Here is a 22,889-nt window from a genome sequence, read left to right as displayed (position 1 = left end):
GTTTTCTTATAAAGGAGTGGTTAATGTTAAATGAAATAGATACTACATCAAAGTATGATATGAAAAAAAGTGTTAGTATACAAATTAAAGTATTAGAGGAAGCAAAAGGTTTTTTGTATACAACAGATAAAATGATACTTATACTTAGTGGAGATGCAAAAGTTAAGATAAATAAAAATGAGTATAAAGTAAAAAAAGATACATTGATAAATGTAACACCTTGGACGGTGCTAGAAATATATGAAATAAAAAAGCCCATAAACTATATCATACTTTCATATAGTAGACTACATTTAACAAGTATATTAAATAGTCTTATTAACGCAAATACTAGTCTATTTGAGGCTATAGATAAAAATGAAAAAATTAGTTTTGATTCTAAATCAGCCAAGGGCATAGTAAAATTAATGCTAGATATACGTAATGAAATGGGTGATGAGAATATACTTGAGTTATCAGAGTATAATGAGGATAAGTTCACTAAATTATCTGTTCTATTAAAAATAATAGAATTGTTAATAGAAATTTCAAGAAATGTAGCAGATGCAGAACAAAAATCAGAGTTTTCTATGGGACAAACAATAATAAAATACATTTATGCACATTCATCTGAAAAGTTGACAATAATGAAATTAGCAACAATCTTTTTCATGAGTGAATCAACAGTTAGAAAATATATAGAAGCATTTTCAAGTTTAACTTTCAATGAGTTGTTGTATAAGATAAGATTACAAAAGACAGAGGAGCTTTTACTTTATACTAATTTAAACTTAGATGAAATTGCACAGATTGCAGGATTTGTAGATGGTTCACATATTACAAAAGTTTGGAATATGAAAAAAAATATGACACCAGCAGTATATAGACAGCTATATAGAGCGTCATTTATAACCTCATCTGAAGAGGATAAACATCTTGCCTTTGAGATTATAAACTTCGTAAAGAAAAACTATAAAGATCAAATTGACATATATATGGCAGCTAAAAAGTTTGGTATTAATGAAGTTAAGATTAATAAGTTATTATTACTCTATGTAGATAGAAACTTCAGTTCATTTTTAAACTATACAAGGATTAATAAGTCTTGTGAGCTATTAAAAACAACTGATGATAGTATAATAGATATTTGCTTTAAGGTAGGATATAATAACGTCAAGACATTTAATAATAACTTTATTAAGTATAAGCAAATAACACCAACAGAATTTAAAAAAATGGGAGTCAAAAATCATGAAACTCCCATATTGAAGGCGTAAGGATTGTATTTTCCTTCCCTTTTTTTTATACTTTTTAATATTTTAATTACTTCATCATAAGTTTCAAAAGTAAAGTCAAGTCTTAACTCATCTAGTCCTAGTTCTTCTATTAAATCTAATTTAGGTATAAGATTCATAGGCTTATATAAGTATAACTCTACATTATTTAAACTATTACGTTTTAAAATATATCTATCAAAGAATTCACCCTGTATTTGCATATAGTTTTTATTCATTAAGTCATGCTCTATATACATACTTTTTAGATGTCCGTATATAACAAGTCCTTTTTTTAGGCTAGTTGATGTAAGGTGTCTTAGTTGCTTGTAGCTTAATTCAGGTGATAAGAATACGGTGTCTATATTCTTAAATCTTTTCATAAAGTCTAAGCTGTAATTATTAAAAATATTTAAGTTCCAGTTTGTAGACTGTAATATATTTTCTTTTTCACCTAATTGTATTTGTTGAAAGTTATATGCAAGATTACCTACATTTTTAATTTCTTTTTTGTTAAGATTCATTTCTTTTGATATATCAAAACCAGAATGATAAATTTTAGTTATCCCAAAATCAATGCAAGCTTTTTCTTGTTCTTTTGTTGAAACTAGTGCAGAAAGAATATATTTCTTTTTAGCATTTTCTTTAGGATAAGTTTTGAAATTAACAACTACAGGCTCTTTTCTATATGAATCAAGTATTTTTTCTTTAAGTAAGTCAGTAGCAGTTCTTTTAAGCTTCTTTAATTCACTAAAAGGTATAAAGGAAGTGCCATCATAAATAACGTTAATGCTTTTAGCAATAAAAGGTGTGTCACCTAATTCAGATACCTTACTTTCTATAACCTCATTTGTGATTTTGTTTTTACTAAGTTCTGATATTACAGGGCCTAAAACTTCTATGCTAAATGACTTATACTTAAACACTAAACGTATATTATCATCTTTTTTTGCATATAGACTAATATCAATACCTATATATCTCTTTTTAGTTGTTATTCTATTCTTTATTTCATCATTTAAAGCTTTACTATAGTTTTTGTAAATAAAGGCAGTATCTTTAGGCATATCAAGGGTAATAACATCACCAGAAAAGGCTTTTTTGACCTTTTTACCCTTACATAGAATCTTATTAACAAATACTCCATCAAGAGTTTTAAAGTGTGAATTTACAAATTGTATTCCATCACCATTTTCAAGTTCATCATAAAGATGTATATTATTATTCTTATTAACCCCAATTAAGTATCCAAAATTTGATGAATACTTTGTATTCATTAATTTGTTATCTAGATAAAAGTATCCTTTTGAATAACCTCTATTAAATAGCTTGTAACTTTCAGACTTTCTATTAATACCATTTAATACATCACGGTAGTAGCTAACAGTTTCATAAACGTAATTTTCATTTTTCTTACGTCCTTCAACCTTAATAGCATTTATACCTATACTTTCTAATTTCTTTATTTCCTCATATTCTAGTAGTTGATCATTTGGAGATAGTGTGTAGCATAATTTTCCATCATCTTGTTTAAAAGCTTTACGGCAAGTATATGCACACATACCACGATTTCCACTTCTTCCACCTATAAAGCTACTTACATAGCAATTACCAGAATAAGATATGCACATTGCACCTGAAACAAATACTTCAAGCTCTATATCTGTATTTTCTCTGATTTGTTTAATTTCTTCAAAAGACAACTCTCTTGCTAAAACAACACGTGATAGACCTATAGACTTTAGAAAATTTGCTTCTACATGATTTGATACAGTCATTTGTGTACTACCATGTATTGTAAGGTCTTTAAAATTTTCACGAAGTATAGATATTAGTCCTAAGTCTTGGACTATAACGGCATCTATACCATGTTCATATATGGGCATAAAGTTTTTTATGACACTTTTTAATTCAATGTCTTTCATTACAGTATTTAATGTTAAAAGACATTTAACACCATGAAGATGTGCGTAGTCTATAGCATCTAATAGTTCTTGAAAGCCAAGATTATCATTATTTCTTCTAGCTCCAAAACCTTTAAGCCCAAAGTAAACTTCATCTGCACCAGCTTTGATTGCTGCTTCTAATTTTTCATAATTTCCAGCAGGTCCTATTATATTCATTTTCACCTTCTTTAATATATTGGTTCTACATGTAAAGTAACTCTTTTAATCTTAGGTATTTCTTTTCTAACTTTAAGACTAATTTTTTCTACTAATTCATGTGATACAGTAACTGTTAAGTTTCCATCTACTCTAACATCAGCATAAATATATATATTATGATTTGAACTTAGCATATATATATCATGAATGTAATGTATATTAGAGTCTTGGTATAGGATAGATTTTACTTTATCTAGTAAGCCTCTATTCTGTGCATCTAAAAGAGATTTTGTATTTTGTACTACAATAACTGCTCCTTGATAGACTATGTATAGATTAATTAGAGTAGATAAGACGATATCTATATTTTTTGATATGCTTATACTTAAAATTGTACCAATTAGGACAAAAGTTGATAAGAGTATATCAGACAAATAGTCCTTAATTAGAGTTTTAAGTAAGAGGTTATCGTATTTTATAGCCGTATATCTAACATAAAGGTATTGTATAACCTTTAAGAATATGAATAACACAGTAAAAAAGTAAACTATATATCTATTATCATAATATATTTTCTTATTAATATTATCAATTGAGTCTATTATCGCTACAACCGAAGATACTACCATGATAAATCCGATTAATAAGCTGAAGATAGATTCAATCTTACCATACCCGAATGGATATTTTTCGTTTTCTTCAGAATTTGAAATTTTGCTACCAACTACAACTAGAAAATTTGTAATACAGTCAGAACTAGAGTTAATACCGTCAGCTATAATACATGAGATATTAAATGTAATACCGACAAATAGTTTTGCTATAGATAAAAATAGGTTTAGTAGAAAAGAAAATAGACTAACATTAAATACACTTTTTTGTTTGTTTAATGTTTTATCTAAGTCCTTGTAAACATACCTACCATTTTCAAGTATAAAGCCTTCTTTTTCTAAAAGATTTGAAAAACCTATATCATTAGTATCTACATATAGTTCGCTATATCCTCTTAGCTTTACGACCTCTACACAGTGTAAAAGTAAAGACTTCCCATAGCTAATATATCTCATATTAGGTTTAACATAAAAAGAAGCTATATTATTCTTATCTAATTTAGCATAACAAATTTTCTCATTATTCTCTAAAAGGTATATGGTATCATTTTCATTAAAAAAATTCATAAATCCTCCATTTAAACAAAAAAGGTCATACATTAAATAATCGAAACAACCCAAACACCCGTTTCACATATCTTAGCTCAAGTAATAGCTACCTTATAAACCTAGAAATCTAGACTTAATGCTGCTTCGTTCCCAACCTGACATAATTCGCCTAATTTCTACCAAATAAGACTACACTCTCAACACCTTAATATATGGCGTAATACCTAAGTCTCCCTCAAATTTAATATGACTTCCACTAAAGCGGATTGTGGATTCAGGGCACCGCTAGCTCCCCAGTTTGTATGACTAGATAAATAATAACATTATTTATCGAAAAAATCAACAAGATATGATATAATAAGTAGAAATGAAAGGAGAAGAGATGTTAGATAAGATTTTATGGGTTTTATTCTATGTTATAACAGGTTTAATACTTTTGTTATTCCTGCTAAATGAAAAGAAATTAAATACAATTTTAAAGGATATATCAGATAAGATATCGAGTAAGATAGAAATAAAAAAAGTGATAAATAAAAATATAGTGTTAGGTATTAATATTTTAACTTGTTTTGTCGTTATAGGTATATTTGTATTTTTTGTTGATAAGACAAAAAGTGATATTTTACCTTTAAGACAAATAGGTATTTATGTAACAGTAGTAGCAAACGCTATACTACTAATAGCTAATAGAAAAAAAGAATATTTGGTAATATTGAACCTAATAATGCTATTAGCAGGTACAAATATATTTGGAATATATGATAATATGTTTAAACTTAGTATGGCTGTGTCACTACCATTAATACTAGTGTCTATAATACTTGAAAAAGAAAAGTTAAAAGAAAGTTTTAGAGTTTTAGTTAATGGAATATTCTTAATATTCATAATAGCAGTACTACAATTACACTATTTAGGAAACTATGTAATTCCAACACAATCAATGGAACCTACAATTTTAGCTAAGGATAGAATATTTTCAAATAATATAATCTACAAATTCACAAAGCCTAAGTTAAATGATATTATCTCTTTTGAAGAACCATTGAATAATCAAGTTATGTATACTAAGAGAATAACTGGTGTAGAAGGTACAGTATTTAAAATAGAAAATGATAAGATATATAGTAATGGTACTCCAATTAGTGATAGAAAGTATAATACAGGTAGAGACTCACTTTATCAAATGTTAGGTTTAAAAGAAATATACATACCTAAAAAAGGTGATGAAGTAGTAATTATAAAGGTATTAGAATTTGATAGAAGTACAATGAGTATAAATGTATTAACACCTCAAGAATTTTTAGAAAAATGTAAGGGTCAAGATTACAGAAAATTAGTAGGGCTATATAATCATTTAGAAGATACAAGCTTACAAAGAAGATATACATTTGTAATGCAAGCTAAAGGACACGAACAAATAATGCTACCTATACTAGACTTTAAATACAATAAGAAAGTATTTGAAAGCTTATTAGAAGGTAATAGTGTAATTTTAAAGGATGACTACTACATGGCTATGGGTGATAATACAGATAATAGTGAAGATTCAAGATACTTTGGATATGTAAAGAAGAGTAGAATAAAAGGAAGATTATTCTTAAGATGGATGCCATTAAATAGAATAGGATTTATACGAGATGAATTTTAAAAGTATAGCTAAAATACATAATGAGAGTTTTTCAAAAAAATATGATGAAAAATTCTTTGAATCGTTAGGATATATAACATACTTATTAGACAATAGAGCATACTTGATACTAATAGATAGTATAGATGTATACGAAATATTTGAAATAGCAGTAGAAAAAAAGTATAGAGGCAAGGGACTAGCTAAAAAGCTATTAAATATGCTACCTGATACTAAACCTATTATGCTAGAAGTCAATATTAAAAATCTACCTGCGATAAGTTTATACAAAAAAATGGGATTTAAACAAATATCTTTAAGAAAAAATTACTATAATACAGATGATGCAATAATAATGAGGAGATAGATGAAGAAAATAGGTTATTTAATATTAGCAATAAATATATTATCATGTTCTGGTGCAGGTGGTGGTGTAGCGAGGACTAGCAGTTTAGATATTAGTTATGCCCCTAAAAGAGTAGAACGAGTAATAGAAGAAAGAAAAATAGAAGAAAGAAAAGAAAAGAAAGAAAAAAATGAAGTTCATTTTTTTGAGATAGAAGGTAAAGATAATAAGAATATAAGGTTAATAGTATCTCAGCTAAATGATAAGCTAAGAAGAGATTTTTGGAAGTATGATAGTTTAAATGAAACTCATGCTAAATTAGTGCTAGATTCATTTTTGAGTAATGGTAAAAATGGAATAAATAACGATGATATACAATTTCACCATAGTGAAGGTGAGTATAATGGGATAATTAATATATCACATGGTATAAGAAGAGGAAGTAATCTATATTTAGGTGATTATTTAAATCCTGAATCAGAGCACAATCCTAAAAGCTTACTTAGTAAGAATAAACCATATATATCTGTTAAGAGTAGTGAGAATAATCAGTTACGTATAAAATCACTAGGTAATAGCGGTGAAAATCAGTGGACTAGTGCATATTTACAAGCAATATACCAAGTATTAGATAGCGAAACACAAAAAGAAGTTAGAAACAACATAATTTATGTGGGTAATAAGAGTAGAAAAGATATTAATACTAACTATAAAGCCATGCTTTTAAGGTCTTTTGTTGTGTTTGAAGATGGTAATATATCTGGCAAGACAGGTTCTAGTTTTTCAGCACCTAGAGTTACAAGACTAGCTTATGAAATAAAGAAACGTTATCCTTTTTTAAGGTATAATCAAATTAAGCAAGTAATATTAACTACAGCAAAAAATAATGGTAGTCTAGATAATAAATATGGGTGGGGCGATGTTGATTTTGAAAAAGCATTAAAAGGTCCTGGAGCATTTAATCTAGGTTTAGTTGAAGAAGAAAAATACTATAACTCCACTAAAGACAAGATAAAAGATGAGTATGGTAATTACTATATGTACGTTAATATACCAAGTGGAACATATACATGGTCTAATGATATAGAAGGTGGGTTAAAAGAAAAAAATAAGGCGGATGAATATGTAAAGGTAGGAAAATATAACTATAGAATACCAGGCATACTTAATTCAGAACACAATTACTATAACCCAGCTAATTTTAGAAAAGATGGTAAAGGAACTCTAATATTAACTGGTAAACAGAACTACACTTCAAAAACACAAATTTTAGATGGAGTACTTAATTTACAAAATGATAGTAAGTCTAAATATGAGATATTAAATGGATCAAAGTTACTAATAGATAAAAAAGATGTAAATATTTCTAATGATGTCTTAAATGATAAATCTGTATTAGAGGTACGAAAGAAACTAAAGGTAAATAATTACTATGCAAGTGCTAATTCTAAGACAATAATTAGTGATGATATACAAACAAATAGTTATGTACAAAAAGGAGAATTAGTAGTACAAAACGATGGGAAACAAGACTTACCTAAGATAACGGGTAACAAAAAATTAGAAATGGATGAAAATAGCCTTAAAAATACTTTCTTAAGAGTAGAAAAAGTCAGTGATACTGTATATCAAATTAAAGATAAAAAAGTGAAATTAAAAGATCTAAGTGATGGAGAATTAAAAGATATACCATCATATAACATGAATACAAAGAAGTTTTTTGATGAGTATAAGGATACAGAAGTACTTAGAAATGTAAGAAATGACACAGAAGCTTATGCACTGGAGAGAATATTTACAGACAATTACTCAAGCTTTATTAGCGAAAATATTGATATACAAAATGAAATAATTAATAATAATATTAGTGAATATGAGAATGTAATGCCTAATAGTGTATTTTTTAATACATATAATTCATTTAATTTAAATGATGGTAAGAAGTATACCTTGTTTAATAGAAGAGTAAGTGGTGCCACAATAGGTATTAAAAAGAAAGTGTTTAAAGATTTTAATATGGGACTTTCACTTGGTATGCATAACTCGAATTACAATTTTTTTGAGAAGAATAAGAATAATATACAAAATGATGCAATTAGTGTAAATTTAACAGGAGATTATACATACAAAAATATATATCTATTATCTAATTTAGGGTATAGTAAGAGTAAAAATAAGGCTACAAGATATATTAATGATGGAAGTGTTGAAATAAATTCAAAGTTTAATACTAATACTTTTAACTTAGACTTAAAAGCAGGATATGTGTTAGGGTTAACAGAAAACTTGTCTATTATCCCCTCATTAGCACTTAGGTATATGAATACAAGCATAGGACATGTAAAAGAAAGTGCAACAGATACACTAATGCAAGGGATATTACTAGAATTAAGGAATAATACGATAAATAGTTGGTATTTAAGTCCTAGTTTAAATCTTGTGTATAAGAATAATAAGCTTACATTCATAAATCGTATAGGGTATACAAGAAATTTAAGCGAAGATATACAACTAAACGCAAGAATGGCTAATACAGACTTTAAATTAGTGGGTAAAAATCCAAATAAAAATATCTTTGAATATAAAGGTATGATTAGATATATGATGAATAATAATTTTACTTTAGCTTCTAGTTTGAGTATCAATAGTGCAAGTAAAATAGGGACTTCTATAACTTTATCATATATTTTTTAAAAAAAGTACTTGCAATATTTTTTTTATTGTTGTATAATGACAACATAAATGAAAAAAACGGAGGAAAATATATATGAATAATTATGCTTTAACTTTAATGATGATGTACATGTGTAGGTAGCTTGTAACTAAATTTGATTTGGTACAAGCTAGTTTGCGTGTGCCAATCATTAAAGAGGTATGATTATTGATTGATGAATCAGGCACACAATTGTGTCTGATTTTTTTTTAGGAGGTAACCATGATAGAGTTTAAAAATGTAAGTAAAAAATATGGAGATGTTGAGGTTTTAAAAGATATATCGCTAAAAATAGAGAAAGGTGACATATTTGGAATAGTCGGCTTATCGGGAGCAGGTAAATCCACATTAATTAGAACTATAAATCGATTAGAAGATATAGATAGTGGGGAATTAACGGTAGATGGTAAGGTTGTTAAAGATTTAAGTGTTAAAGATTTAAGAAAATTTAGAAAAGAAATATCTATGGTTTTTCAAAACTTTAATTTATTAGAATCAAGAACTGTTTATGAAAATGTCAAGTTACCTCTAGAATTAGTTGGTAATGTCGATAAGCAAAAAATAGAAAGAGTTCTAGAATTAGTTGAATTGTATGATAAAAAAGATGAGTATATAAAGAAGTTGTCTGGAGGTCAAAAACAAAGAGTAGCTATTGCAAGGGCATTAATTACTAATCCCAAGATAATTTTATCAGATGAAGCAACATCAGCACTAGACCCCTTAACAGCAAATAATATATTAGAATTATTACAAAGAATAAATAAAAAATTCGGAATTACAATAGTTGTAATTACACACCAAATGGAAGTTATTAAAAAAATATGCAATAAAATAGCTGTTATAAAGGAGGGGCACATAATTGAAAAAGGACAAACGGATGTAATATTTACTAATCCAGAAAATGAATTCACAAAGAAGTTGATAGGAGGTATAAAAAATGATTGATGCAACTTTAGAAACAATATACATGTTATTAGTCTCAATGGTAATATCTTGTTTACTAGGTATACCATTAGGAATATCATTAATAACTACAAGAAAAGGTGGTTTATGCGAAAATAGAATATATCATAGAATACTAGATGTACTATTAGTTAATATTACAAGATCAATACCATTTGTAATACTAATAGTCCTATTAATACCATTATCAAGACTATTAGTAGGAAGATCATATGGAACTACAGCATTTTTAATACCACTTTCTATAGCTAGTGTACCATTTGTTGCAAGAATAATAGAAAATGCAATAAATGATGTAGATAAGGGGCTAATTGAAATGGGACTTTCAATAGGTGCAACACCTTGTCAAATAATATTTAAAATATTAATACCTGAAGCATTGCCAGCTATTATTAACGGTCTAACACTAACATTAATTTCACTTGTATCATACACAGCAATTGCTGGTGTAATTGGTGGTGGAGGATTAGGTAATATGGCAGTCATAGAAGGATATCAAAGAGCAGATCAAAAAACAATGTATCTATCAACAGTGATAATCATATTACTGGTACAAATAATACAATATTTAGGGACAAAAATTGCAAAAACAGTAGAAGAAAGAAGAGGGAGATAATTATGATTAAAAAGATTTTATTATTTATTTTATTAACACTAACATTAGTGTCATGTTCAGGGAAGAAAAACAATACATTAGTAATAGGGGTTTCACCAGTTCCACATAAAGAGATAGTTGAAGCAGTAAAAGATGATTTGAAAAAGGAAGGAATAGACTTAAAAATAGTTGTATTTAATGATTATGTTCAACCTAATTTAGGTTTAAAAGATAAGAGCTTAGATGCTAACTTCTTCCAACATATACCATACATGATTGAATTTGGAAAGAAAAATAATATTGATTTAGTAAGTGTTGGAGCAGTACACTTAGAACCATTAAAACTTTATTCAGATAAATATACAGATGTTAAACAATTACCAAAACACGCTAAGATATTAATACCTAATGATCCAACAAATAAGGCAAGAGCTTTAACATTATTAAAAGATTTAAAGGACTTAGATATTACACCATTAAATGCTGAACAAATAGGTCCAAGATTAAAAGAAGTTGATGGTGCAGTTATTAATACTAACTTTGCTATTTCAAGCAAAATACCTCAAGATAAAGCAATATTAGTTGAAAGCAAAGATTCACCATATGCTAATATAGTAACAGTATTAAAGGGTAGAGAAAATGACGAAAAGATAAAGAAATTAATGAAAGCATTACGTTCAGAAAAAGTTAAAAAGTTCATAGAAGAAAAATATAATGGTTTAATAATACCTGCATTTTAATGAAGCAAAGTGTGTAAGTTTTGAGGCTTACACACTTTATTTTCTATAAATCATATTGCAAACTAATTTTAGTTTTAATGTTGTGTTGTTTGAATTCTATTGGCTTATACATCGTATATGTACTACCTCTTGTAACGTCAAATGACTTCATATATTCATAGCTAAAATCACCTTTAACTGTTAAGTGATCACCAAATTTATTTTCTACCTTTAAATATGGCTTAACATATATGATAGAACCCTTAACTAATTTATCTATTTCATTTTGGTTACCTAATGTATCATTTATACCAAGTTTAGTTGCTCTTCTAAATTGAAAATCATTTTTAATATCAGTACCAAGTTTTAGAGAAAAATTATCCTTTTTGTAATTTATACCAATATCTATACCAGGTGTTAATACATTGTAGTCGTAGAGTTTTAAATCTTTTTTGTAAAATACATCATAGTTGTGGGTAATATATGGTTTAGCTTCAAATATTCCATTTTTGTATAGGTAGCTTAAAGTTAATTCATTATCTAGTGCAAAAGTTTTAAAGAAATTATCTTTTGAAAGGTATAAAGAGTTTTTAAGTTTGAAGTTATTGTAATCTATCTTAGTTACATTTTTTAATTCAAATAGGTTAATTCTTTTTTCTTTTGAGTATTGATCAAAGTATATTGCTTCTTTTCTTTTTTTTATAAAATACATTTTTGCACCTTTTAATACACCAACTTGCCCTTCAATTAAACTTAAATCTTCATTGCTCCAAGTATGTGAAAATTCTGGTAAATGGTTTTCTTTATTGTATATTTCATCAACCTTTAAGTTTTTATCTGCTTGTGTAGGTTTATGCATTGAGTATAACTTGTAAGTTCCTAAGTATTTATGAGCATTTTCAATATATCCTAGAGTGTAATTTAAGTCAGTAACATTTTCAAATGTAAGACCTTTAATTAGAAAGTCAGGCTTTTTGATTTTTTGTTTTAACTTAAATTCGTATTGATTTACTTTACTTGCATATTTTAATTTTTCTTTTTTACTATCAGGTAGTGTATATGTACCTGTATGGTCAAATTTAAACTCCAACTTATATTGCTCTAGTTTTTCATGTTCATGGTCTAGTACCTCATAGAATTTATGAGCTCTGAATTTTTCCTTATTGTAGTCATAAAAAAGAGTTATGCTATTTTTTAAATTACGATAATCTTTCAAATTATCAAGTTGGAATTTATTAACTCCACTTAACCCTATTGTAGTGTCTTTGTCTATAGCATAACGTAAATGTACACCTGTATTTAAAATATATGGTGTAAAGTGATTAATTGTAGTTAATCTAGGGTTAAATGTAATAGCAAATTTATCTTTTATTAAATTAGTATTTTTAATATCAAATATGAAAGATTTGTAGTACATAATATCATCACCATTGTATATGGTTGGAATATATGTTAATGCAAATTTATTCAATGAATTAGGTAAATATTCTACACCAATTTTTGCCTGAAAGTCATTATTTAAAAATACAGGTTTTACCCATTTTTTAGTTATTGGAGAAAAAGTATCATGATTATGTTCATGTTCTTCTTCATCTGAATGATCTTCGTCAAGTCCTATTTCATCATGTTCGTGTGGTCCATGATAGTGTAAGTGTACACCTGAGTAAAGGTTTTGTAGTTTAGTTTGTTCCTCTAGAAGAGTATCAATTAAGTTATTTTCATTAACTGGAGCATCTATATGTCCTTCTGGAGCTCCTGCATACATTTTTGAGTCTGTAAATACAAAGTTTGTATCTGGAACATGTATATTTTTTCTTTCTCCACGCAACTTAAAAAAAACGTTAAACATACCATGGTTTGTCTTATGATATATTTTACCTTCTATTGGTATGTACTTTATACTTGTAATATCTTTACCAAGTGCCTTTGTTGAATTAGTCTCAAATGATGTTTTTAATTTAATGTGTGTATTGTTTGCATATGAGACATGAATAATTAATAAAGCTAATAATATTTTTTTTGTCATTTTCATCTCCTTAATATACAAGAGTTTATCAGTACTTAAAGACAAAAATCAAATATTTTTAGGATAAAAAAGGTAATGTATAAAGGAAAGTAGGTGAATGTTAAGCTATATAGGTTAAAAAGAATTCAGATATATATCAGTTATTAAAAAAATATACCAAATGAAAGTACAATAGAGGCAATTAAGTAAGGAGAAAAGATTGTGGAAGATCTTAAAAGTGCATTAGAAATATAATATTCAAAAAAAGACTGTATAATATATAGTCTTTTTTTTGCTTAATAAACTTCATATTTTCTAATATTTTCAAGATTTAGCCTCAAATTTTTTTATTGAAAAAAAAGGCTATATATGTTAAAATCTATTGAAAGTGGAGGTATTGTGAAAAGAATAATAATATCAACAATTTTAATAATGTTATGCGGTTGTACAACAGTTAGTTTAAACCCCATTGAAAAAGAAAAAATTAGTCAATCTTTTCTTTTGACCAAAAATGAATTTATGCTAACTGTAAAAGAAAATCGTAAAAAAGATATACATAAGTTTTTCGTAAATAGTTTAAAAAATGAGATAATACTTAATAATATTGATAAAACTGATTTATCTGATATACTTGTATTTGTTCCAGATAACAAAATAGAAGTTGTATCAAATGATAGAATAAACACACTACTTGTCCTTACAAAAGGGATGGATAGTGCGTATTTTGTTGCCGTTTGGACGAGAATAAATAATACATGGAAGATTTTAGACATTTATGAAAAACAAAATTAGAAAGGAGAAAATATGTTAAGCTATATTGTAATAGCAATATTCGCTGTCATATTTCTTGTTACTTTTTTTGTTTCATTAAAATCAATAAAGAAAACATTTGTTCAAAAATATGGTGAACTAAGTGAATTAGAGCTAAAAATAATTGATGCCAAGAGGAAGTTTGAAACAACTAAAAAAGAAGTTGAAAGAGATATTGAAGCGTTTAAAAAAGAAGAAGTAATTAAAGTTAAAGAACAACTTTTAAATACTAAAAGAGAAGCTGATGAAGAAATAAAGCAAATGAAGCATGAAATCAGCCAAAAAGAAGCAAGGATTGCAAAAAAAGAAGAGAATTTAGAGTATAAGAATCAAAAGATAGAAGAAAAAGAAGTAAAACTTGAAAAGCAAAAAGAAGTTTTAGTTACGAAGCAAAGTGAATTAGATGAATTGATAAATAAGCAATCTAGTGAATTAGAAAAAATTGCTGAATTAACAAGAGAAGAAGCAAAAGATATTATACTTGCAAAAATGGACGATGAGTTAGAACACGATAAGGCTGTTAGGATAAAAGAATTTGAATATACTCTTGATAGAGAAAAAGATAAATTAGCAAAAAGAATTTTATCAACAGCAATAAATAAGTCAGCTTCAGACTATGTAGTAGATGCAACAATTACCGTAGTTGAGTTACCTAGTGAAGAAATGAAGGGTAGAATAATAGGTAAGGAAGGTAGAAATATTAGAGCCATAGAAGCTGCAACAGGAGTAGACTTAATAATAGATGATACACCTGAAGCTGTTGTTTTATCTTCATTTGATGGTGTAAGACGTGAAGTAGCGAAAATAGCATTAGAAAAATTAATACAAGATGGAAGAATACATCCTACAAAGATAGAAGAATTGGTTGATAAGGCTGCAAGTGAAGTAGAACAAGCAATGTTTGATGCAGCAGAACAAGCAATACTAGAAGTAGGTATTCCAACATTACCAAAAGAAGTATTAAAAGCATTAGGAAGATTAAAATACAGAACATCATTTGGTCAAAATGTACTACAACACTGTATAGAAGTAGCACATTTAGCAGGAGCAATAGCAGCAGAAATAGGGGCTAATGTTAACTATGCAAAAAGAGGAGGATTGTTCCATGATATAGGGAAGGCTTTCTCACATGAACAAGAAGGTTCACACGCAATAAATGGTGCAGAATTTTTAAGAAAGTTCTCTAAAGAAAGTGAAGTTGTAATAAACGCAGTTGAATCACACCATGATGAAGTGGAACAAAAGAGCATAGAAGCAGTAATAGTTCAAGCAGCAGATGCCATATCAGCTTCTAGACCAGGTGCAAGACGTGAAACTCTAACTAACTATTTAAAGAGATTAGAACAATTAGAAGAAATTGCAAATTCTCATGAAGGTATTGAAAATTCATATGCAATACAAGCAGGAAGAGAATTAAGACTTATAGTCAGTCCAGAAAAGATAAACGACGATCAAGCTGTTATACTATCAAGAGATATAGCTAAAGAAATAGAAGAAAAGATGCAATATCCTGGTCAGATAAAAGTAACAGTTGTAAGGGAAACTAGAGCTATAGAATATGCAAAATAATAAAGGCAGTCGTATGACTGCTATATTTTTTTGGAGGTATATATGAAATTTTTAATGGTAGGCGATGTAGTAGGTCAACCTGGTAGAGAAGTACTATACAAATTTTTAGAAAAACGTAAAAAGAATTATGATTTCATTATTGTAAATGGAGAAAACGCAGCAGCAGGATTTGGTATAACACCTAAGATTGCTATACAATTTTTTGATAAGGGTGTTGATGTAATAACACTTGGTAATCATACATATGATAGAAAAGAAATTTATTCATACCTAAATGAAGAACCAAGAATAATACGTCCATATAACTATCATCCACAAAATGCAGGACATGGTTATGTTGTGGTTAATAAGAAGGGTGTTAGAGTTGGAGTAGTTAATTTACAAGGTAAGGTATTTATGCAACCTATTCCTTGTCCTTTTGCAAGTATAGATGAGCTAGCACCTAAATTAAAAAAAGAATGTGATGTTTTAATAGTAGACTTTCATGCTGAAGCAACTTCAGAAAAACAAGCTATGGGTTGGAATTTAGCAGGTATTGCAACAGCAATATATGGAACACATACACATACACAAACATCTGATAACAAGATACTTGTAGGTAAGACTGGATTCATAACTGACATAGGAATGACAGGTGGTCATGATGGAGTGTTAGGAATGAATAAGAGAGAAAGTTTAAAAAGACTAAAAACAGGTTTTTCTGAAAGATATGTACCTTGTGAAGAAGGACTACGTATTAATGGTATAGAAGTAGTTGTAGATGATAAGACATTTAAATGTGTAAGTATAGAAAGATTAGATTTAGGGTACGATGAAGTATGATATTAAAAAAAGTTTTAATTAGATATTACTCAAATAATATGTTGAAAACAAAAAATGATATACTTGAAATTTTAAAAAAATTCGGTATATTTGAAGTAGAATTAATAGAAAATTTTAGTGATGATGTACTAGACTATACTGAAAATATACAATTAGTAAATCAAGTATGGGCAATTATCTTCTATTTACCGAATAATAGGTTTTTTACAAAAAAATTAAAAATGATAGAAGATGAGATAAAAGTAATAGAAGATATCATTTATGAGGTATACACAAGTGAGTTAAATACTGATAGCTATAAGGACGAGTGGAAGAAGAGTTTCCATACAACTAAAATAACTGAAAATATTGTTGTTAATCCTAGCTGGGAAGAGTATGAACAAAAAGACAATGAAATTGTCATACATATAGATCCAGCTATGGCATTTGGTACAGGTACACATGAAACAACTGCTCTTTGCATAGAATTACTTGAAAAATATGCTAGGGGAGATAGTTTACTTGACTTAGGTTGTGGTTCAGGTATACTTATGTTAATAGCTAAAAAACTAGGATACAAAAAGGTTGTAGGTATAGATATAGACGAAAATTGTCTAGAAGTAGTTAAGGATAATTTTTTGAAAAATGATATATCAAGTGGTTATGAGGTGTATATAGGGGATATTAAAAAGTACAGTTTTGAAAAGTTTTCAGTAATTGTATCTAATATATTAGTAGATGTATTAGAAAAGATATTACCTAATATTATACAAAGTATGACAGATAGTACCTATGTCATATTCTCAGGTATATTACAAGAAAAGAGGGACTCATTCATATCTTATGCAAATGAATATGGATTAGAACTAGTAGATGAGAAGATAAAAAATAAATGGATAGGATTAGTATTTAAGTTAAAGGATAAGAGATGATAATAGCAGTTGATGGACCATCAGGTAGTGGAAAAAGTAGTATTTCAAAGGAAATAGCTAAGAAATTAAATATACAATACTTAGATACAGGAGCTATGTACAGATTACTTGCCTTGTATTTAGAAGAAAATAGTTTAGAGTTTAGTAAGGAAGTCTTAAAAGATTTTAACATTAAACAATCAGGTGAAACTTTCTACTTAAACGGGGTAGATGTAAGCAAGAAGATAAGAACAAATGATATATCAAAAAAAGCATCAGATATTTCTAAAATTAAGGAAGTTAGAGAATATATGGTAGATTTACAAAGAAAGATCTCTAAGTCACATTCTGTAATATTAGATGGTAGAGATATATCTACAGTTGTGTTTCCTAATGCAGATTTTAAGATATTCTTAACAGCTAGTGTAGAAGTTAGAGCAAAAAGAAGATTTTTACAGGATAAAACTCTAAGTTATGATAAGATACTAGAAGATATACAAAAAAGAGATTATCAAGATATGAATAGAAAAAATTCTCCTTTAAGAATTGCTAAAGGTGCAACAGTGATAGATACAAGTCAAATGACTAAAGAACAAGTAATACAAAAGATAATATCTTTAGTAAAAGGTGGTCAAAATGCGTTGTAAGTTAGTTGTAGATATGAGAAAAATCAGAAAAAATGTAGAAAAGATTTTAAAGGTTGTACCAAAAGAAAAATTTATGGCAGTTGTTAAAGCAAATGCCTATGGACATGGATATGAGAAAGTTGTTAGTATGCTATTTGACATGGGAATCAAATGGTATGCAGTTGCAACATATACAGAGGCAATAAAGTTATCTGATATGGGATTAGATATTAATATATTAATACTAGGTCCAACAGAAAAAGAAGAGTATAAGGAGCTAGAAAAAAGAAAAATACATTTTACTGTAACTAATTTTTCAGAATTAGAATATATAGAAAAAAATTGTAAGTCTTGTCTATACCACATAGCCTTTGATACTGGTATGGGAAGAATAGGCTTTGATAAGGTTGATATAGAGAAGGTCTTAGAAAATTACAAACCTACAGGTATTTTTACACATTTATCTGTTGCTGAAAATGATAAGGAATATACTAAAAAGCAAATAGATTTATTCAATGAAATTTCAGGAAAATATGATATACCATACAAGCACGCATTAAATAGCTATGGAAGTTTAAACATACCAAATGATATGTATGATTTATGTAGAATAGGTATTATCATTTATGGTGGAGACAAGACAAGAGAGTTTGAACAAGCAATGAGTCTTTATGCAAGGGTTAGCTATATAAAGGAATTGAAGTATGATAGCTATATTGGCTATGGGAACACATATTTAGCTAAAAAAGGAGATATTATTGCAACAGTATCTATAGGCTATGCTGACGGTTTAACTAGGAGAATATCTAATAACGGTCAAGTATTTTTTAATGGGAAGTATTATGATATAATTGGAAATATCTGCATGGATCAAATGATGATAAAGGCAGATAGAAGTATAAAGGTGGGAGATTTCGTAGAAATATATGGTGATAACATATGTATAACAAAGGTCGCTGATGACTGCGATACCATTAGCTATGAAATAATGTGTAGAAACACCGATAGATTAGAAAAAGAATATATATATTAAGGAGGGGTATATGGTTTTTGATATAGTAATAATACTATTAACAGTAGGAATGGTAATATATGGACTGCAAAAAGGTGCCATATTTATGATATTTGATGTATGTCACTTCCTACTATCAATATTTTTAGTGCCATATATACAAGGAATAGTAGAAAACTTATTGGGTAATAAATATGGTAAGGTATTTACATATATTGTTTCGTTTGTATTTATCTTTATCGTCCTACATATCATAGTTCGTATTATACACAAATTTTTAGAAACTGCACACTTGGGTGGAATAAATAAGCTGGTAGGGGCATTACTAGGACTTGTACTTTCGTTTGGAATAACTTTTTTTCTAATGACAGTTATGCTATTTATGAGAAGTATAAAAAGTGTTGAAAAGACATTGGATACAAGTCGTGTAATTTACTATGTTTCTATTAACACTAAAAAATTAAATAAGTATTTTCCAAAAACAATAGAAAATAGGTTAGATGAGTTTAATTTTAAAAATCAAAATTTAAAATTAAAAGGCGAAGTATATGAAGAGTTAAAAAAGGGTGTAAAAACAAATGAAGATTAATTTTAATATTGGTGAGTACAAGAATAGACTTTTAAAATTAGATAAGTCCCTTATAGTAATAGTATATATATTAGTTACCATCAGCACCATATTTATATATAGTGCAACAAGATCAGCACATTATGTTAAGCAAAATCTATTATGGATATTTTGTGGTACTATTATACTACTTCTATCTGTGTTTATTGATTACAGGGCAACAAAAAAATATATATTTTATCTCTATACTCTAGCCATAGTAGTATTGATTGCGGTAAGATTAGTTGGTAAAAAAACTCTTGGTGCACAAAGATGGATATCTATAGCAGGTGTACAGATACAACCGTCTGAATTTGTTAAGATAATAACAATAATGGTTTTGTCGTATGTAATAATCTCAAAGTTTAGAAAAGGTATAAACAACTTATTTGATATTATAAAAGTATATCTATCAATACTCCCTATAGTAGCACTAGTTTTACTACAACCCGATTTAGGTAATACACTTATCATTACCTTTTCGTACTTATGTATCCTCTTTTTAAATGATGCAAATATTAAACCATTGCTTGTAATAGGGGTTATTGTCATCTTGTCTGCTTATCCAGTATATCATTTTGCATTGGATGACTATCAAAAAACAAGAATAGAGGTATTTTTGAACCCTGAAAAAGATATTAAGAATAAGGGTTGGCACGTAACACAGTCTAAAATATCAATAGGTTCAGGAGAGGTATTTGGAACTGGAATATTTCATGGAAGTCAAAGTAGACTTAAATTTTTACCAGAACCACAAACTGACTTCATATTCTCAGTAATTTCTGAAGAAACTGGGTTTGCAGGGTCATGTTTTGTAATATTCCTTTACTTTCTATTGATCTTTAATATGCTAAAGATTAGTAGATTAATAGATGATGACTATGGAAGGGTAATAATATATGGAGTTGTTGGAATATTTTTAGGACATACATTGATAAATATAGGGATGACACTAGGTTTAGTTCCTGTTACTGGTAAAACTTTACTATTTTTAAGTTATGGAGGTAGCTCATATTTAACAGCTTTTATGCTAATCGCATTAGTTGAAAGCGTTAAAATGAATTCAGATTAGTATGGTAATAGATAAAGAAAATGAGAATGTAAGATTAGATAGATTTCTAAAGAATACTTGTAAGAATAATAGTTTAGGTGATATATTTAAGGCTATACGAAAAGGCGATGTAAAGGTAAATAACAAGAAGAAAAAGCAAGACTATAGACTACAAATAGGTGATGATGTATGTATATCTAATCTAGACTTTAAACAAGAAGAAAAAAGAGCTAATACGAAAAATATGAAGTGGGTAGTTTACGAGGACGAAAACTATTTGATAATAAATAAACCAAAAGATGTTGCAATGCATAAAGGTACTGGTAACGAACGGGGCTTAGCAGAGATGTATAATATTTCCTTTGCAAATAGGATAGATAAAAAAACTAAGGGCCTAGTTATTGGTTGTAAGAATAAGGTTAGTCTAAGACACATAACAGAATTAATTAGAAAAAGAGAAGTAAAAAAGACATATATTGCCAAGACTAAAAACAATGGTAAATATGTGTTGGGAGATAAATTTAGAGTAGAGTTAAAATTAAAAACATTTGAGGATAAAGTTAGAGTAGATGAAAATGGACTTTTATCTATTAGTGAATTTGAAGTTATTGATGTTAAAAAGGAGAATATAACATTTAGTGTTAATATATTAACAGGAAGAAAACATCAAATAAGGGTACAACTAGCCCATCTAGGCATCCCTATTATCGGTGATGATAAGTATGGTAATTACAAAAAGAGTGATGAATTAGAATTAGTTTGTAATTCTATAGCCTTTGATGACTATTTATTTAAAATAAAAAAGCCTTAAAAAAGGCTTTTTAAAAAATTAATCAACAATATTTGATATAAATTCAGAAACACTTTCTAGTGCTTTTTCTTCATCTGGACCATCAGCAGTTACAGTAATTTCTGCACCACTCTTAATCCCTGCTGAAAGAAGCTTTGTTATTGCTTTTGCGTTAAATGAGTTACCATTGTAAACTAATTCAATTTTACTTTCAAATTCTTTTGCTTTTTTAACTAATGCACCTGCAGGTCTTGCATGCATACCTTGTGGTCCATTGAAAGTTAATGATTTACTAACCATTGTGTCCTCCTAATATAATGCTTTGATAATAAAATAATATAACAGATTGCAAAAAAAGTCAATATGACGAAAAGGAGTATAAAAAATGAAGATTTTAGTGTTTGGAAATGGAGTTATGGCTAATATAGTCAAAGATAGTATACAAAATGAAGATATTTTTGTTGATATGATAGACCCATTTGATGTAAAAAAAATAGAAAAAGATTTTGATGTTATTATAGATTTTTCTCACCATTTAGCAACAAATACTGTGTTAAATTTAGCGAAAGAGTATTCAAAACCACTGCTAATTGCAACAACAGGACAGACAGAAGATGAAATGAAAGCTATAGAAAATGCTTCAAAATATATACCTATACTTAAGATGACAAATACTTCACTTGGAGTAAAAGTCTTGAATAAGCTTTCCAAATTAGCAACACAACTATTAGAAGATTTTGATATAGAAATTGTTGAAGCACATCACAATAGAAAAGTTGATTCACCTAGTGGAACAGCACTTACACTTGCAAAAAACATACAAGAGGTAAGAAATTTAAAGATACAAACTAATAGAGTAGGAAAAAGAGAAAAAGATGAACTTGGAATACATAGTGTAAGAGGTGGAAGTATAGTAGGAGAACATATAGCCATATTTGCAGGTGAAGATGAAATAGTAGAAATTAAACATACAGCCCTTTCAAGAAAGATATTTGCTGTTGGTGCAATTAAGTTTGCAAGAAAGCTATTAGGTTTAGGAAATGGATTGTATTTTGATGTTGATTAAATGGAAGAATAGTTAATAAATAACGATATACAGAAGATGAAGTACTACAAGGTGTTGTGGGCTTCATTTTTTTTATGTTAAAAAAAGGTTAAATAAAGTAAAAAAAAGTATTGAAAATAAATGGGGGGGGGGTGCTATAATCAGTACTATATACAAGGAG

Annotated in this window: 21 protein-coding genes and 1 other RNA gene; 17 read left to right on the top strand and 5 right to left on the bottom strand. The window is 28.0% G+C overall.

The window, feature by feature from the left end; all coding sequences use genetic code 11:
• The first annotated feature begins 23 nt into the window (after nucleotides 1–23).
• Nucleotides 24–1,256: a helix-turn-helix domain-containing protein gene (locus VC03_RS04520; protein WP_046328860.1), complete on the top strand. Its 1,233-nt coding sequence runs from the start codon at nucleotides 24–26 to the stop codon at nucleotides 1,254–1,256.
• On the opposite strand, the gene VC03_RS04515 is transcribed toward VC03_RS04520, so the two are convergent.
• The 3 genes from VC03_RS04515 to ffs all read right to left on the bottom strand — a co-directional run bounded on the left by VC03_RS04515 (nucleotide 1,229) and on the right by ffs (nucleotide 4,824).
• Nucleotides 1,229–3,376, bottom strand: coding sequence for a peptidase U32 family protein (locus VC03_RS04515; protein ID WP_046328859.1), 2,148 nt, complete (start codon nucleotides 3,374–3,376; stop codon nucleotides 1,229–1,231). The genes VC03_RS04520 and VC03_RS04515 overlap by 28 nt on opposite strands.
• 11 nt (nucleotides 3,377–3,387) lie before the next feature.
• The gene (locus VC03_RS04510) at nucleotides 3,388–4,536 is read right to left on the bottom strand and encodes a cation diffusion facilitator family transporter (protein ID WP_046328858.1); all 1,149 of its coding nucleotides are present in this window, start codon (nucleotides 4,534–4,536) and stop codon (nucleotides 3,388–3,390) included.
• A 25-nt stretch (nucleotides 4,537–4,561) separates the two neighbouring features.
• An RNA gene (gene ffs / locus VC03_RS06705) (signal recognition particle sRNA large type) lies at nucleotides 4,562–4,824 on the bottom strand.
• Nucleotides 4,825–4,900: 76 nt separating this feature from the next.
• Here ffs and lepB point away from each other — a divergent pair.
• The 6 genes from lepB (at nucleotide 4,901) to VC03_RS04480 (ending at nucleotide 11,502) form a co-directional block, all read left to right on the top strand.
• Complete coding sequence (gene lepB, locus VC03_RS06600) at nucleotides 4,901–6,166, top strand: signal peptidase I (protein WP_052727703.1); 1,266 nt, start codon at nucleotides 4,901–4,903, stop codon at nucleotides 6,164–6,166.
• Nucleotides 6,156–6,512 carry a GNAT family N-acetyltransferase gene (locus VC03_RS04500; protein WP_046328857.1) on the top strand — a complete coding sequence of 119 codons (357 nt, stop codon included), beginning with the start codon at nucleotides 6,156–6,158 and terminating at the stop codon, nucleotides 6,510–6,512. The genes lepB and VC03_RS04500 overlap by 11 nt, the downstream gene beginning before the upstream one ends.
• Nucleotides 6,513–9,185: an autotransporter domain-containing protein gene (locus VC03_RS04495; protein WP_046328856.1), complete on the top strand. Its 2,673-nt coding sequence runs from the start codon at nucleotides 6,513–6,515 to the stop codon at nucleotides 9,183–9,185.
• 241 nt (nucleotides 9,186–9,426) lie between these two features.
• Nucleotides 9,427–10,149, top strand: coding sequence for a methionine ABC transporter ATP-binding protein (locus tag VC03_RS04490; protein WP_046328855.1), 723 nt, complete (start codon nucleotides 9,427–9,429; stop codon nucleotides 10,147–10,149).
• On the top strand, nucleotides 10,142–10,783 hold the full coding sequence (locus tag VC03_RS04485; RefSeq protein WP_046328854.1) for a methionine ABC transporter permease: 642 nt from the start codon (nucleotides 10,142–10,144) through the stop codon (nucleotides 10,781–10,783). The genes VC03_RS04490 and VC03_RS04485 overlap by 8 nt, the downstream gene beginning before the upstream one ends.
• A 5-nt stretch (nucleotides 10,784–10,788) precedes the next feature.
• Nucleotides 10,789–11,502 (top strand): MetQ/NlpA family ABC transporter substrate-binding protein, encoded by a 714-nt coding sequence (locus VC03_RS04480; RefSeq protein WP_046329303.1) that lies wholly within the window; start codon nucleotides 10,789–10,791, stop codon nucleotides 11,500–11,502.
• Nucleotides 11,503–11,545: 43 nt separating this feature from the next.
• Here the strand turns inward: VC03_RS04480 and VC03_RS04475 are convergent, their stop codons facing one another.
• Nucleotides 11,546–13,507: a hypothetical protein gene (locus tag VC03_RS04475; RefSeq protein ID WP_046328853.1), complete on the bottom strand. Its 1,962-nt coding sequence runs from the start codon at nucleotides 13,505–13,507 to the stop codon at nucleotides 11,546–11,548.
• 378 nt (nucleotides 13,508–13,885) lie between these two features.
• Between VC03_RS04475 and VC03_RS04470 the strand changes: the two genes are divergently transcribed.
• From VC03_RS04470 to VC03_RS04430, 9 genes are read left to right on the top strand one after another with little or no spacing between them, the layout of a single operon-like run.
• Nucleotides 13,886–14,278: a hypothetical protein gene (locus VC03_RS04470; RefSeq protein WP_046328852.1), complete on the top strand. Its 393-nt coding sequence runs from the start codon at nucleotides 13,886–13,888 to the stop codon at nucleotides 14,276–14,278.
• A gap of 12 nt (nucleotides 14,279–14,290) precedes the next feature.
• Entirely contained in the window at nucleotides 14,291–15,865 is a 1,575-nt protein-coding gene (rny, locus tag VC03_RS04465; RefSeq protein WP_046328851.1) for a ribonuclease Y, read from the top strand.
• Between the two features lie 42 nt (nucleotides 15,866–15,907).
• Nucleotides 15,908–16,687, top strand: a complete 780-nt coding sequence (locus VC03_RS04460) for a TIGR00282 family metallophosphoesterase (RefSeq protein ID WP_046328850.1) — start codon at nucleotides 15,908–15,910, stop codon at nucleotides 16,685–16,687.
• A complete protein-coding gene (gene prmA / locus VC03_RS04455; RefSeq protein WP_046328849.1) occupies nucleotides 16,684–17,598 on the top strand; it encodes a 50S ribosomal protein L11 methyltransferase in 915 nt (304 codons plus the stop codon). Before VC03_RS04460 ends, prmA begins: the two co-directional genes overlap by 4 nt.
• Nucleotides 17,595–18,224 carry a (d)CMP kinase gene (gene cmk / locus VC03_RS04450; RefSeq protein ID WP_046328848.1) on the top strand — a complete coding sequence of 210 codons (630 nt, stop codon included), beginning with the start codon at nucleotides 17,595–17,597 and terminating at the stop codon, nucleotides 18,222–18,224. The genes prmA and cmk overlap by 4 nt, the downstream gene beginning before the upstream one ends.
• Nucleotides 18,214–19,236 (top strand): alanine racemase, encoded by a 1,023-nt coding sequence (alr, locus tag VC03_RS04445; RefSeq protein WP_046328847.1) that lies wholly within the window; start codon nucleotides 18,214–18,216, stop codon nucleotides 19,234–19,236. The genes cmk and alr overlap by 11 nt, the downstream gene beginning before the upstream one ends.
• Before the next feature lie 10 nt (nucleotides 19,237–19,246).
• Nucleotides 19,247–19,804, top strand: coding sequence for a CvpA family protein (locus VC03_RS04440; protein ID WP_046328846.1), 558 nt, complete (start codon nucleotides 19,247–19,249; stop codon nucleotides 19,802–19,804).
• Nucleotides 19,794–20,894, top strand: a complete 1,101-nt coding sequence (rodA, locus tag VC03_RS04435; RefSeq protein ID WP_052727702.1) for a rod shape-determining protein RodA — start codon at nucleotides 19,794–19,796, stop codon at nucleotides 20,892–20,894. Before VC03_RS04440 ends, rodA begins: the two co-directional genes overlap by 11 nt.
• A 1-nt stretch (nucleotide 20,895) precedes the next feature.
• Nucleotides 20,896–21,684: an RluA family pseudouridine synthase gene (locus VC03_RS04430; RefSeq protein WP_046328845.1), complete on the top strand. Its 789-nt coding sequence runs from the start codon at nucleotides 20,896–20,898 to the stop codon at nucleotides 21,682–21,684.
• A gap of 18 nt (nucleotides 21,685–21,702) precedes the next feature.
• On the opposite strand, the gene VC03_RS04425 is transcribed toward VC03_RS04430, so the two are convergent.
• Nucleotides 21,703–21,963: an HPr family phosphocarrier protein gene (locus tag VC03_RS04425; protein ID WP_046328844.1), complete on the bottom strand. Its 261-nt coding sequence runs from the start codon at nucleotides 21,961–21,963 to the stop codon at nucleotides 21,703–21,705.
• Nucleotides 21,964–22,048: 85 nt separating this feature from the next.
• On the opposite strand from VC03_RS04425, the gene dapB reads away from it, so the two are divergent.
• On the top strand, nucleotides 22,049–22,729 hold the full coding sequence (dapB, locus tag VC03_RS04420; RefSeq protein ID WP_046328843.1) for a 4-hydroxy-tetrahydrodipicolinate reductase: 681 nt from the start codon (nucleotides 22,049–22,051) through the stop codon (nucleotides 22,727–22,729).
• Nucleotides 22,730–22,889: the final 160 nt, after the last annotated feature.

The organism is Sneathia vaginalis, assembly GCF_000973085.1.
Classification (GTDB): Bacteria; Fusobacteriota; Fusobacteriia; order Fusobacteriales; family Leptotrichiaceae; genus Sneathia; species Sneathia vaginalis.
Note: the sequence above shows the minus strand (reverse complement) of the source record. Positions and strands in the feature narration are given on the sequence as shown.

Excerpts from the sequence above, each read along its gene's own strand:
- VC03_RS04520 (WP_046328860.1), top strand. The coding sequence starts at position 24 with ATGTTAAATGAAATAGATACTACATCAAAGTATGATATGAAAAAAAGT.
- VC03_RS04515 (WP_046328859.1), bottom strand. The coding sequence starts at position 3,376 with ATGAATATAATAGGACCTGCTGGAAATTATGAAAAATTAGAAGCAGCA.
- VC03_RS04510 (WP_046328858.1), bottom strand. The coding sequence starts at position 4,536 with ATGAATTTTTTTAATGAAAATGATACCATATACCTTTTAGAGAATAAT.
- lepB (WP_052727703.1), top strand. The coding sequence starts at position 4,901 with ATGTTAGATAAGATTTTATGGGTTTTATTCTATGTTATAACAGGTTTA.
- VC03_RS04500 (WP_046328857.1), top strand. The coding sequence starts at position 6,156 with ATGAATTTTAAAAGTATAGCTAAAATACATAATGAGAGTTTTTCAAAA.
- VC03_RS04495 (WP_046328856.1), top strand. The coding sequence starts at position 6,513 with ATGAAGAAAATAGGTTATTTAATATTAGCAATAAATATATTATCATGT.
- VC03_RS04490 (WP_046328855.1), top strand. The coding sequence starts at position 9,427 with ATGATAGAGTTTAAAAATGTAAGTAAAAAATATGGAGATGTTGAGGTT.
- VC03_RS04485 (WP_046328854.1), top strand. The coding sequence starts at position 10,142 with ATGATTGATGCAACTTTAGAAACAATATACATGTTATTAGTCTCAATG.
- VC03_RS04475 (WP_046328853.1), bottom strand. The coding sequence starts at position 13,507 with ATGACAAAAAAAATATTATTAGCTTTATTAATTATTCATGTCTCATAT.
- rny (WP_046328851.1), top strand. The coding sequence starts at position 14,291 with ATGTTAAGCTATATTGTAATAGCAATATTCGCTGTCATATTTCTTGTT.
- VC03_RS04460 (WP_046328850.1), top strand. The coding sequence starts at position 15,908 with ATGAAATTTTTAATGGTAGGCGATGTAGTAGGTCAACCTGGTAGAGAA.
- prmA (WP_046328849.1), top strand. The coding sequence starts at position 16,684 with ATGATATTAAAAAAAGTTTTAATTAGATATTACTCAAATAATATGTTG.
- cmk (WP_046328848.1), top strand. The coding sequence starts at position 17,595 with ATGATAATAGCAGTTGATGGACCATCAGGTAGTGGAAAAAGTAGTATT.
- alr (WP_046328847.1), top strand. The coding sequence starts at position 18,214 with ATGCGTTGTAAGTTAGTTGTAGATATGAGAAAAATCAGAAAAAATGTA.
- VC03_RS04440 (WP_046328846.1), top strand. The coding sequence starts at position 19,247 with ATGGTTTTTGATATAGTAATAATACTATTAACAGTAGGAATGGTAATA.
- rodA (WP_052727702.1), top strand. The coding sequence starts at position 19,794 with ATGAAGATTAATTTTAATATTGGTGAGTACAAGAATAGACTTTTAAAA.
- VC03_RS04430 (WP_046328845.1), top strand. The coding sequence starts at position 20,896 with ATGGTAATAGATAAAGAAAATGAGAATGTAAGATTAGATAGATTTCTA.
- VC03_RS04425 (WP_046328844.1), bottom strand. The coding sequence starts at position 21,963 with ATGGTTAGTAAATCATTAACTTTCAATGGACCACAAGGTATGCATGCA.
- dapB (WP_046328843.1), top strand. The coding sequence starts at position 22,049 with ATGAAGATTTTAGTGTTTGGAAATGGAGTTATGGCTAATATAGTCAAA.